The 13,932-nt window shown below is 43.7% G+C and carries 7 protein-coding genes; all 7 read right to left on the reverse strand.

The genetic code is table 11. The annotated features are described in order from the left end of the window. A partial coding sequence (locus JO154_RS07240; protein WP_291943223.1) for a SprB repeat-containing protein occupies positions 1–2,535 on the reverse strand: 2,535 nt, incomplete at its 3' end. Positions 2,536–2,543: 8 nt separating this feature from the next. After that, positions 2,544–4,658, reverse strand: coding sequence for a hypothetical protein (locus JO154_RS07245; protein ID WP_291943225.1), 2,115 nt, complete (start codon positions 4,656–4,658; stop codon positions 2,544–2,546). 2 nt (positions 4,659–4,660) lie between these two features. After that, positions 4,661–9,148, reverse strand: coding sequence for a hypothetical protein (locus JO154_RS07250; RefSeq protein WP_291943226.1), 4,488 nt, complete (start codon positions 9,146–9,148; stop codon positions 4,661–4,663). Positions 9,149–9,322: 174 nt separating this feature from the next. After that, positions 9,323–11,059: a hypothetical protein gene (locus JO154_RS07255; protein WP_291943228.1), complete on the reverse strand. Its 1,737-nt coding sequence runs from the start codon at positions 11,057–11,059 to the stop codon at positions 9,323–9,325. Positions 11,060–11,314: 255 nt separating this feature from the next. Beyond that, positions 11,315–12,073 (reverse strand): hypothetical protein, encoded by a 759-nt coding sequence (locus JO154_RS07260; protein ID WP_291943230.1) that lies wholly within the window; start codon positions 12,071–12,073, stop codon positions 11,315–11,317. A gap of 144 nt (positions 12,074–12,217) precedes the next feature. Beyond that, entirely contained in the window at positions 12,218–12,940 is a 723-nt protein-coding gene (locus tag JO154_RS07265; protein ID WP_291943232.1) for an SDR family oxidoreductase, read from the reverse strand. A 74-nt stretch (positions 12,941–13,014) separates the two neighbouring features. Further along, on the reverse strand, positions 13,015–13,905 hold the full coding sequence (locus tag JO154_RS07270; protein ID WP_291943234.1) for an AraC family transcriptional regulator: 891 nt from the start codon (positions 13,903–13,905) through the stop codon (positions 13,015–13,017). Positions 13,906–13,932: the final 27 nt, after the last annotated feature.

The raw sequence follows: 13,932 nt of genomic DNA on the forward strand, positions 1-13,932 counted from the left end.
AAATGTCTGACTACCAGAATAATTGATATCATCCTTACTAAAAGTATAGCCGCCATTTCCACCGTTGATACTAGTCACATTAATGCTTCCGTTGGATTGACCGAAACATAATACAGGACTAGCACTAATAGCCAAAGACATCGCTGCTGGTTGTGGAATGTTTACCACAGGCAATGACACCTCGCAACCATTGTCATCTCTGGCAATAACGGTATAATTTCCTGCTGCCAGATTATTGAAAATGCCGCTAGTATTAGCGATAGTGGGTGCAGTGCTTAAGAAGAAACGGACATTACCGCTTCCGCCACTGGCCACTACGGAGAAGCTACCATCGGATAAACCGAAGCAGCTTACAGGCGCAACAGCGCCTTGCTGGCTAATCTGCAGTTGAGCCGGCGCATTTATCTTCACATTATTTTGCAAGCCAGAACAGCCTTTTCCATCTTTTACGTATACGGTGTAATTACCCGCATTGAGACCATTGATACTAGCGCCATTGGTCCATGTGGCATTATCAACACTGTACTGATAATTACCAACTCCATTGGCTCCCTGGAGCGCTATAATCTGGCCAGTAGGTGTATTATAACAAAGTACATCGCGGGTTTGTAAACTAACGCTAACGGCTAATGGAGGCTCCCCTACACTCGCTACCTGAGTGGCGGAACTACAATTATTGACGTCGTCTACCCGTAAGGTATAATTTCCTGCTCCTACACTCATCACATTTGATGGCTGAAAACCACTGCCCACCAAGAGATACTTATAACCGCCGCTTCCACCACTAGCATTGATCGTGATGGTTCCATCGGTACTGCCTTTGCAGATAGCATTGCTAGTAGTGTAAGTAAAATTAACCGGCGTAGGACTGCCCACTGTTACTGGATGATGCATCTCTACACCTCTGCTATCTAATACATATACTTCATATGTGCCTGCTGCCAGTCCAGGAAACTGGTTATCATTATTGCGATATACGCCATTATCCAATTTAATCTTATACGGACTGCTACCTCCTGTAATCACAATGGAAATACTACCATTGGAATAGCCGGAACAAGAAACCTGCGTAGAGGAAGCAGTAAAATCCAGTGGCACTAGCGACACAGTAGTAGCGGCGCTAATACAACCTTTGTTGTCTTGCACCCAGCAATTATATGTTCCCGAACCCAGTCCTGTAAAGGTATTACTGGTTTGCCAGGTTGTTTTATCCAGACTGTAAGTATAAGGTGCAACGCCGCCAGTGCCCGTTATGGTAAGCTCTCCGTCTGTAGCTGTGCCAGAAGGCGCTTTGGTAGTATAAGAAGCTACTGCCACTGCCGAAGGCGTGGTGATGCTAAGCGTTTTATTACAAAGATTCTTATCGTAGTAAGTGAGGGTATAAGTGGTACCGGGTTGTAAGTCGGTGAAAACATTACTGGCCACTGCTGGATTGCCATTCAAGGAATACGTATAAGGACCAGTTCCACCAACAGCGGTAATAGTCACTGCCGGCTTACCATTCACGCATGACTGTACGGTAGTAGCGGATAAATCCTGTGCAATTGCAGGCACCTCCTTTCCTACAAAAGTTTTAGCACAATCTGAGGCCCCATTATCGACAGATATATCGTAAAAATCAGGTGGCACTGATATTGTCACAGAAGGTGCATTTAATGGTGGTACATTCACCACCATTTTGCTGTTTCTCCCTATTAGCGTAAGATTGAGAGTGGTACTACCTGTATATTGCGAGCCATCAGAATAAACAAAATTGCTAAGTGTGATAGAGCCATTTTGTCCAAAACATAATGGTGGCTGTGGATCAATCGTCATTGGTTGGGGAACATCCTTAGTAAAGCGTAGATTGGGATAATAATCAGAGGTTTGGTTAGTAACAACCGTACCATAATCTGCAATCGCGTGAAGGGTAAAGTTATCCAATGGATTAATTCCTCTCGCCACCAGGTCAGATGATTTAATCAAGATTTTTTTTCCTGTAGAGAGATTCAGATTTACAAAAGGTTGTCCACCAGAGGAAATCTGCCAGGTTACCTTAGTAGGGTTTTCTGGCACTTGAAAACTGATAGTTCCATCCATACAGAAGAGCCTTTTGTCTGTACTATCATTCTGCAATTTCATCAACACCTCATATACATCAATAAAAATCCCATAAGTCACGCCACAACCTGGACCTGTCTGATAGTCATCCGTTATATTAGTATGGGAAATACCACCTACTAGCGGATTAATGTCCGCTGTAACACTACTGAAAGGACTCATATCAATCCCTCCTGTTGTTGGAAAATTCAGGTCATAAAAAGCATCCGAAAAGTTCTTCTGACTCCAAAGTCTCAACCTGAACGACTTATTATAGTTCGTCACTGTGCCTTGAAAAATGGGATAGGCAATTGCCGCCATAGGGCCACAGGAGCTAGTCCAGCTTCCAGAGACATCTCCGTTGAAACTGATAAAGTAAAATTTTGATTGTCCCCATACAGTACCATTAATCAGGAGCAGGAACGCAACCAATAAAAATTTTAATGAGGATTTCATAGGATCTACTAATAATTAACAATCGCTTCCTCTGTAAATCCAGTACGGCTGGAATTGGTATCTATCATTTTCAGTTTATACTTATAAATGGTATTAATCAACAACCCACTATCTGCAAAACTATTCTCAGTGCCAGTGATGGTTTGATACAGTTTATATGGGCCATCTCCCACTGCTCTATAGATCCATATTTTATTTACACCTGACTTCCGTTGCCAGCTTAGCTTTACCAGTTTAGCATCTCTGTCTATCGCCACTTTCAAGGCTTTTGAAACATCCAGTCGGCCCATGTCAATACGGGCAGCAGTAACAGGCTTGGATATCCCTTTCAGACCGCTATCATCCGTAGCTGTTATTTGGTAAATGTATTTCACGCCCACAAGAGCAGCCGTGTCGATATAAGTATGGGTAGTATCTCCTGCAGGGATAAACCTTACTGTTTCCCAGGTACTATCTTTCGCACGCAGTAACTCATGACATTCCACGTCTTCACTACCACTAGGCGTCCATTCCAGCGAAATCCCTTCTGTGGACGCCTCAACGCTGGTAAAGAACGGCGACACTGGCGGAATAATATCTGGGCGTTTCAATACGAGGATTTCAGAATATTCAGATGGGTTGTAATGCTTATCCAACGCCACAATCCGGTAGTAAACATCTTTTGTCAAGGTCTTCAGGGAAATAGTATCAATGAAACTGTTTGTTTCAGTAGCTTTTCTGGTTACCTGCACAAATTCTTCTTTTGGTGAGTTGGCACGGAATACACGATAGCCAAATAAATCCGGCTCTTTATTTTGATCCCAAGAGAGATATACAACACCATTCTTATCGATCATACCTTTTGCGCCAACAGGAGCCACCGGCGGGATAGAATCTTCCTGCTGCACGAAATGCGGGAAGGAATGCATCACCTGCCCGTCTTTGGTAGTAGCCGTGACACGGTAATAGTTACTATTTAACGGTGTCGCATCTACGAAAATGGAGTCCTTTTCCAGCAGCGGCGATTTATTAATCAGTGTAAATTTTTTCTGGGGAGACACGGAACGCTCCATATCAAAACGCACAATCTTAGCTTTATTCGCAGGCATTCTCCAACGAATATACACCTGACCATTACGCATTTCCGTTTCCAGGATTACCGGGTTTACATCCAAACGCTGGTGCAATGTTACCATCGCAGTATCAGATACAGGGCCCGTTTCGCCAAATGCAGTAAGCCCTTTCACACGGTAGACATAAGGCTTCTCTTGTACAAGTCCGGTATCCAACCGATAGAAATAATTCACTTTATCTGCTAGTCCATCCTGGGTATTAATCAATGGTTCCTTGCTAACAGCGGTAAACGTCTTTCCATTATCTGTGGAACGTTCCAGTATCCAGGCATTGTAGATATGCTCGTAGATCTTTTTATTCCAACTGATCATGGCGCCATTCTCCAATCCGCCTACTTTCAGTTCTTTCGGCGAGGGCAGCGGTTGGGCATCTGCGGCTCCAGTGTACACAAAACCCGTATCCGATTTTACGTTGGTAGGAATCACGGCCATGTATATACGATAGAGGTACTTTTCGTTAGACTTGGTGGTATGGTCTACCCAACCTAAACCAGCGGCCTTGGCCACATCGTACGACTGATCCGCAGCGAATAACGCAAACCCATAGCGCGACTCCTGCTCCTGGGATCGATGATACACCGACATCACATCTCCCTTAGCGCCATTACCTGCACCCACTTCAAATTTCTCACCATACAGCGCTTGCGCAGTTATACTGGCATACTTTTCATGCTTCTTTGCGATAGCCTCCCAAGCAGGCAGTGGTAATGGTCTGATAGGCTGTGGCGTCATTACTTGCGCTGTTTGCACAGGTAATAAATGGTTATCACGCATCACCGTATAACGAGTAATCATATAGCCATACTTATTAGCATGTTGCCACAACTCATAATTAACCGGCGCCCATCGTAGCATGATGGAATCCTGGCTAGCACGGGCCATCACTGCAATCTGTACCGGCTTAGCAGCGGGCTTCTTCTGCGCCAACAGCCATTCCGGCATCATCAGGCCAACGGCCATTCCTACTATTGCTAATACACGTTTCACCCTCATATCACTTGTTATTTTCATCGTTATAGTCCTATTGGGTTTTGAATGGTAATGATCCTGGAAGAGGTACTCATATTAATACCAGGCAGCACATATTTAATCCGGAACTTGTAATCCCCTTTCCTTACTGGTACCCAATTATGGGTGATGATGGATTGCTGCTGCGCAGTATAATTCAATCCCATGCCGTACATGTTGTTGACCATTTTGTTGGCAATGTTGAAATTATCCCGTTCAAAATAATATGGCAGATTGAACACAAAAGTGGAAACACCCGAAAACTGTGCATTGCCATTCTCTTTTAACTGAAGTCCCTGCAATTGCTGACGGATACAGATACCTCTTACTGGCGGTACACCCAAGATCTGAGGATCGCGCCAATCGATCGTAATAGCAGGGCCAGACAGACTTCCTGATGGTTGCATCGGGTAACCATTATAGACATAAGGGAAGATGTCTTCCTTATACCATATATTATCATCCAGCAATGCTTCGAACTGCAATACCTGGCTGTTGCCATCTGCGTCTACTTCGGCATTATCGAAAAGCTCGCCGTTAATGTACTGATAGCCCAATTCGTGTACACCATTGCTAATAGGCAGTCGGTAGGAATTACCCACTCCAAGGGCATCTAATTTTTGATTGAACGTGTTGTATTTACTACTACGGAAATCAAGCTGGTAGAACGCTTTCTCTGATCCAACAGTAATACTACGTGTAGCCTTTTTAGTGGTAACGTTCAGGTCGCCACTTTCTGCACTACCGATGTCTTTCTTCTGGGATATTACGTTACGGCTGATATCCTCCTCATTTTCCACCGGTACATTTACTAACGCAAACGTATATATCTCCTCATTCTTTATCGCATCCGGATACTTGAAACTTACTCGGCCAGTATCATAGCTAAATGCGATATCGATAGGATCACCATTAGTAGGAATCAGTCTGGCGGTCTGTTTGAAAGAACTATCTGGTCTGAACATTGGCGCCAGGTCTTGTTTAAACTGGATATATCCATTATGAGAAGGCAATTCGTCTTTATAGAAGTTCAGTTGCTTTCTGATAGGATAAGTAAACTTGATTTTATCTTCTGGAATTTTATCCGGGAGATTGCCAGTCGAGAAAGTATTATTTACTTCCTCTGCGTATGGTTTACCATCTACCAGGAATGGTGTCCAGCTACCGTTCACACTCTCCTCGAAGCTCACACGCGCTGTCAGTTTGTAATTGGATTTAGGTTCCAGACATTGCGTGGTATTCAATACCACCACCGTATTATCACTGCTCCAATCTTGCGTTCCTGTAGCATTGGCAGTTTCTCTGCGTAATGACATATACTCCAGTCGGGATCTGAATAAACGGGTACTACCATTGTCTTCCGTAATTCTGATCGTCTGCCCGATAGGCATATTAAACACCAGTTGTGGTGCCGTAAAAATACTTTGGTCTGCCTCACCATCTCTTGGGGTGGCATCGCCGATTACCTGTACGCCTGCATTCGCAAACAGGTTATTGCTAACGATTTTACATTCTTTACCAAGGGTCATTTCGAAACGACAGTTACCGGAGATCATTCCGCCGAATAGTTTGAAATAACCACCTACGATACCTCGCATCCAGGAAGGATTTGGCAGCTTTCCTTGCAGTACCACCGCTGCCCCGAGCTCTATAATATCAAAGTTGCCTTTCTTAAAGAAGAGATTTACACGGATACCGATTTTACCCTGGAAGTAGCCATAGATCTGACCATTGGCAAACCATCCATTGATACCAATAGGACCATTGCTACCTTCACAATGGAAATCATTACCGTAGTTTTTCATCATGATATCAAATCCTAAACCTGCTCTCAGACGGGCATAGAACATGAGGAAGGACAGATCGCCGGTATCAAATTCCAGTCCTGCCCCGAAGGCAAACCCAGAACCCTTACCCAACGCATTCAGATCTCGCATATAATCCAAGTCTATACCACCGAGTATCTCCGATACAATAGGCGGTGGCGGCGGACTTCCAGGCAGGCCATTCCCCACCATGAAGTAAGCATGTGCCTTCGCCAATCCCAGGATATTCACTCCAATAGGATTATCCGGCTTACCGGCAAAGAGGTGCCAGCCTTCAGGGCCTACGTAAAATTCACCCTCACCCGCCAGCCCTTTCGGACCAATACCAGTAAAGGCACCATATACATCAATATATACTTTCAGATTTGCCAGCATGCTGCTGTTCTCAAAATCCACGTCTACCAACAAACCTGCAGAAATCAATCCTTCTGGTGTAAATGCATTCGGGTCGTAGCCGCAGTCACCAGCCGGACCATCAGCAGGCTGACCGTCTTTCATCATACCTGACAGATTTTTCAACATAGCCGTTGTACCAGGACTCAAACCAATAGACATGACATTTACTTGTCCACGGAAAGTAATTCTTCTCAAACCACCGCTACGATTGAATGCCAGTTCAAGTCCAACATTTCCACTGAGGGTCTGTTCCTTAAAGGCAACAAATTTCAAGGAAGCTTTAATACCCAAGCCGGCATTAGGATCCGGTTTGTAGATGATGCCCGTATGCGTGGTCCCCAATTCGTAAGCGCTTTTATTCGCGCCTTTTTCCAGTACAGATACGCCATAGAACAATGCGCCACCAAAACCTTTAATACTCACCGCAGGCGGGAAGATCAGGATAGGCACCGGTAGATCCACTAAGATATCCGCATACCAATAACGGTCCCCTTTTACATTACCGAAAAGCGCCGTGGATTGGAGTTTCACCTCTGCTTTGCATATTTGTAAAGTAGCATCAATATCCCCGCGGAAACCGTTACCGTAGATAGCATCATCCGTAAATGATTCCAGAGAGCCCTTCAGTGCAAACACGCCTTGATGAATATCTATCGCAATTCGACTTATATCCAGGCTGGAAAATCTGAAATTGATTTTTCCATCATCATCTTTATCGATAACACTCATCAATGCGAAACTTGCATCTGCAGCGAATCCGTTACTACCAGTACCGCTGATATTTAATTTCACACTCATGGATAATCCTCGCTTCTCCCCTTTCTTCACCAGGCCGATTTTATCAATCGAGAATCCATAGCCGGCGATGGTAGGGAATTGCAAGGAGCTAGAGAAAGAAAACACCCCTTCATGGAAGTAAGGCGCTTCTGTAGAAATGGTCAGTCTTTCGAACCGAATATCTGGCACATGGAGCTTTTGTGCCAGCGCAGAAATGGCGCTTCCCGCACTACCACCGGCAATCGACAAAGTACCGTTTAGGACAGCCATTGCCTGGAAATTACCGTCTTTTACAGCCACTTCTATCGAGGAGTTAGGATTCAGGGATGCCTTACCAATGAAGATAGGGATCGGCACTGTATCCTGCATATTTACTTTAAAGATGTATTCATTCCCCGGACGGAACACTGCGGAATAATCGAAGTGCTTTTCCTTAGCCGTAATAGGGATTATCAACTGACCTCCCAGTTCACCACCTTTCAACTGATTCGCTACAAAACGCATTCCCAGCTTATCTACCGAGAACTGCCAGCCACCAAGGTCTCCATCATCTAACGGAATCAGGTTGGTAACAGCCATATCCCCGGAGAATCCTCTTTCATCAATCAAGGCATTACTAACCGAGAAAGTGGCTGGTTTTTTAGCGCTACGTTTTCTAAGTTCAGGAGGTAATTGTACTTCAAATCTGCGGAGGAAAAAGCCTCTCCAGAAAGCCTTATCATCACTGGTATATTCTTTCGGGAATACTACATCAGGGCTGTTATTCGCATCGCTCAAATCGATGATCGCGTCCTGCACCGTAATGGTAACATTATTTACCCCACGGATCTGGAATGGTTCAATTTGAACTTTGGCTAAAATATCGTTGATATTGGAAGTAACCACTTCGAAGTTGGCCTTCACACGTTTATTCGTAGTATCAGAAGCATTTACGCCAGCAGGCACCAGGTGTTTCGGCAGATTTACTTCCGCCGCAATACCCATTTTTTTAAACCCATCACAATCGAATTCGACAAACGTTTTACCATGTAAAAAATGAAACTCCGACTGATCTCCGAAGAGGTTCAGCGTTGGATCGTTCACAAGCTCCAGTCGTGCGGTACCTACTAGTCCTCCATGCATACTGACTGGAATGCTACTAGCCGCAAACATAACTTCCTGGCCATCTCCAGGCATTTCAACGACGATATAGGCAGTCACTTCCGCATGGTCAGGCAGGAATCGGATACTATCGATAATGACCATCGGTGTACCACTACCACCGCAGGATCCTATACCCATCGGTAGTTTAAAGTCTGTAGAATCTTTCAGTTTATCATACAGATCTTTACCATTCAATAAATTGGCGCCGCATCTCTGCTGAACGGTCCTATTCACATCATGAATATGCTGTTGCAGGGGAGTACGCGGAAGCGGCGCCTTCTTCTGCTGTTGGCCAAAAGCGGCGGTAACCGCAAACAGACATAGGATGGTAAGGTATAGGTGTCTGATCATAGTTTCATAGGTATGGAGCCGATATAGTGACTCCTGAAAAATATTTCATTGAATAGTCAGCAAAGCGTGCTGTAGTTGTAAACCTTCTTTAGCATATATCGCTGACGAATATTCTTGATGTTTTTATTGCATAGCGGAGGCATTCCACTTTATTAACTCCTGTCCGCTGATAATTTAAAAATTGTAATTATATCCCAGTGTCGTGGTCAGTTCAGAAATGCTCTTGGTTTTACTGTTGCCGCTACGGTTCAATCCCGTGATACCCAGGTTCAGGTTATGCGATTTCTTGATAGAATACGCACCTGAAAGTCGGCCTGTCAACACTTTACTGGATGACGCTCCATTACTAAAGCTACCATTCCAAGAAAGACTACCAGAAGTTCTCAACTTTTTATTGAGTAAGGATTTATTCAGACCCAGCGTGGGACCGAGTGTAAAGCTTTCCATGTTCATCGTAGTATTTCGGTTGGCATTAAATCCAAGGGTGACCGACATATTCTGCGGTACCATTTGCATGCTATAAGCCGTATTCAGATTATAGAAAGTGGCGCCAGTAGCTTGTTTCACACCGCCTTGAAGATCGCTGCTTTGCATAAAGGACACGTTGCACATCAGCATCTGCGTCTTTTCCTTTGTACGAGCAATATTATAGTTCATACTAACAGACGCATTCCTAGAAATCTGTGTATAATTGAGGGTATCCAAGTTCTGATAGGGAGATACTTGGTTGATATAATCAAAATCAGATTTTATGTTGACGTATGACTGGAAATTGGAGTAGCTGAAATTGAGGTTCAATTTTTTTGTGGCTACCCATGATAGGTTCAAAGACCCTACCATGCGACTCATTGTACTTATCTTATCTTTTTTCAGGTTATTATGTTGCACCCCCGCATTGATACCGCCTGTGATTTTATCTTTCAGCATGCGGAACTGGAAGTTACCAGTAAGGTTCTCGAAGTCGTTGGTGAAATAGTAAGCGCCAAGGGTTTTATATTCCGGCGCCACCCATTCATAGCCTACACCAACGGAGTATTTATTGGCAGCGTAGGTAATACCTGTTTTATAAGCCGAATATAAAGCAGTAGAACTATTTTTGGTGAGCATACCAAGCGAAGGGAAGCGCACATGAGCCACCGTATCATTTTCGGCGCGGGAATCTCTTGTCAGGGCACTCCAGGCCACTTCCGCGTTTACAATAAGCCGATTGAATAATTGTTTGCTAACGTTTACACCTAGCACCAGGTTTTCTTGTGGCGTGAGGTTATAGGAAGGAGATAATGCCGGAATAGATCCTGCGTCATCTTTTCCCCTAAAAAGTATCAGGTCGATATTATCTCTTCCGGTACCATAGCTAGCTTTAAAGCCATAACCCATACGCCTATACGCGGGGATAACATCTGGGCGTGTGGTATCTGGGGCTACAGCTTGCTGTAACCGACCATACATAGCGCTGAACTTGAATCGTCCGGTTGGTGCGAGGTCTACACCCACTCCATTAAATAAGTGACCGCTGAGGGTATAGCTGGAAAAGTTCATACTGGAGTAACCAATATGACCAGTAATCCATTTATACGTAGGCGTGAGGCCATACTGATTAAAGGGTTGAGAGAAAGCCATTCTTCCTTGGTTCGTATAGGAGAAGGAAAAAGGTACCGCCCATCCAAACAGGTCGAGGTTTAAATTTCCGGTGAGGAAGAAATTGTAAGGGTCCCTGCGTCCTGCATCCAGTCCGGAGGAGAAATAGGCAACTTGTTCCAATCCAATGCCACCGGTTACTTTCAGTGGTTTTTCCTTTCCGATAGCATCCAGGCGCTGTGCGTGGAGATCAGATGTCAGCAGGCAAAACAGGGTGATCACGAGGGCTGCTGTACTATAGGTATAGGCTTTTTTCAAAATGGGTCGACGCAAACGAAATCGTTTTTAGTGATGGGCTGACTTCAATAGGATCTGGTTTCATTTTTTTTGCGAATGCAATATATAGTATACTTTATATATTTAATAATATTAAATTAAAATATCACGAATACATAACGCCCTTTTTTTCACTTGAAAAGTTTGGTAGACGTCATAAAAAAAGGAGCGGATATCCTAAGACCCGCTCCTTTTTTATGATGCTATCATTTATACTTGTAACGACGTGTAATCGGTGCCGTTAGTGATAAATTACAGTTTGGCATCCACCTTACGACTGATTTTATCCAGTTTGTCTTCCAGTTCTACCAACAGTCTTTCAGATGCATCTTCACACATAGGCAGTACTTTGTCGAATGCAGTTACAGGAATACCACCTACCATAGCTACTTGTTTTTTAGAGGTAGCGTATTCAGAAATGCGGAATACTTTTTTCGCTTCTTTGTTATACAGCCACATATTGATAGTAGCTTTCATACCGCAGGTACCCATACCGGCGAAACCTTTCTTAGGAACGAATTCGTAGTCCATCCAAACAAACATTACACCGTCTGCTTCTGGAAATACTTCCAGCAATTTATTCTGGTTACGGTTTTCACTTTTCTGTAAGAAACCGCCAGGATAGATGGTTTTGTAACCTTGCGGGTTCAGTTCACGACCAGAAATCAACACTACGATACCTACGGAACTAGTGTCATATGCTTTATACGTGGGGTTCTTAATAACGTAATCTTCCGGCATCAGCTCAAAAGGAAATTTCTGTGCGAAATTGTGGAAGAACTTGGAATAAAACGTATCCAATACTGGTTGCAGGTTGAACTTAGGGTTATCTGCCAGATCTGTGACTCTAGATGCCAATTGCGCATTACCATCACCTAATCCAATTTGTTTGTTTACAAAGAAAGTTACGATCGCTACTTTCTTTTTATCATCCTGCGCAAGAACACGCAAAGTGGTTACAGAAAAAATGGCACACATAGCCATTACAAAGCCGATTTTTTTAGCTTTCATAGTTTAAAGGGATATGAATAATTGATGTAAAAGTGTATTGTCTGAAGGGTTAAATTGTTCTTTGATTTTATGTATGACAATACAAATATATATGATAAAATAACAGCTAAAAAAATTTATGTGTTTATACTTGTCTTGTAACCATTACCAAGGACTTTCTTCTCCTCCCCTATCATTACTATAAAATTGACCCGTAGGGCCATCAGCGTCAAGTGTGGCGAAACGAACTAGTAAGGTCGCCGCATTTTCCACGGTACCAGTGCCTCTGTGCTGATTGAAATCCGTAGCGGTATATCCTGGATCAACTGCATTCACTTTAAATGCGGTATCGCGTAGTTCATATGCCAATGCTACGGTATAGGCATTCAATGCGGTTTTTGAAGGGCCATAAGCAGCTCCTTTTATGGGATAATATTCCCACGTAGGATCACTGTGCAAGGTTAAGGAAGCGAGGCCGGAAGTGACATTCACAATCCTTGGTGCTGGGGCTTGCTTTAAAAGATCCAGGAATACTTGGGTTACATTGATCGCACCAAAGAAATTAGTTTCGAAGACTTCTCGAATATCAGTCGATGATACCGTTGAAGGGGACTGCGGGAATACGCCCCTAATACCTGCATTATTAATCAATACATCCAGTTTAGAAGTGGTACGACCTACCAGTTCACGTGCTGCAACGATGGAATCCATATTGGTTACATCCAAGGGAATAACGGCGGTATTAGTATGGCCAAGTAGGGCGGCTGCCTCCTCTCCTTTTTGGGCATCCCGACTTCCTATGTATACGAAGTATCCTGCTTTCAGCAGTTGTTTGGCAGTTTCGAATCCTATGCTTTTATTGGCTCCTGTGATGAGTGCTGTTTTCATCTGATTATTTTGATTTATTGTTACAGCACAAAATTACAAGGATAATAATCGCGCATGCAGGACTCATTCCGGCATCAATGGTACATTTCCCGGGTGGCATTCCGGAATGCAAGTGGCGTTTGATTATACCCCCGTTTGAAGAAGCGATTAAAATAAGAAGCATCCTCAAATCCCAGTGCAAAGGCAATTTCTTTTATAGACTGATCGGTATGGAAAAGCATACGTCTCGCCTCTAGCAACACTCGCGCATGAATATGCTCTATGGCCGACCTCCCACTCTGCTGGCGAATAACATCTCCCAAATGCCCTGCTGAGATATTTAACAGGCCCGCATAAGCAGCCACTTCATGATGGGTGGTATAGTTGCTATCTATCAGTTGAAGATACTTTTTCAGTAAAATACGATCTGGCTGTCGTTCGGATGTAGAAAACTTTTCGGTATATAATCGACTCAGATACACCAGTAATAATTGCAGGTAAGCTTGCTGCATACTGTTATGCCAGTCTGGCCGCTGCTCATATTCCAAGAGCATTTTCTCCATAATATCCCGAAGGAAAGCCATGGCTTCCGGTTGTAGTTGCAGTTCATGCCCATTATTAGGATTTTGGATAATGGGCAACTGCCTTATTTGTGGAGATGCGTTCGTAAGCAAATAAGATTCCGTAAAACTCAGTACAATCCCCCGCATAGGCCTTGGGTCTTCTTTTACTTGTACCTGCTGCGGCGTAGTAAAATACAAGGTATCAGGTTGCAGCGTGTATGGCTCCATATCTACCCAATGCTTTCTGTCTCCCTCTTCCACCAATACCAACATATAAAAATCTTTACGGTGGGGTGTGAGAAAAATAGACGGATGTTCCTTGTAATCGCTATCTACCAAACGTATATCGAACAGATTATCCTTACCACCAGATTGCTCCAGGGAATACTTCGGAATAACAACAGATGATGCGAGTGTATTCATGATAATTTTACAAAGACAGTTTACTTA

It is taken from the genome of Chitinophaga sp., from assembly GCF_019236475.1.
In the GTDB taxonomy this organism is placed as follows: domain Bacteria; phylum Bacteroidota; class Bacteroidia; order Chitinophagales; family Chitinophagaceae; genus Chitinophaga.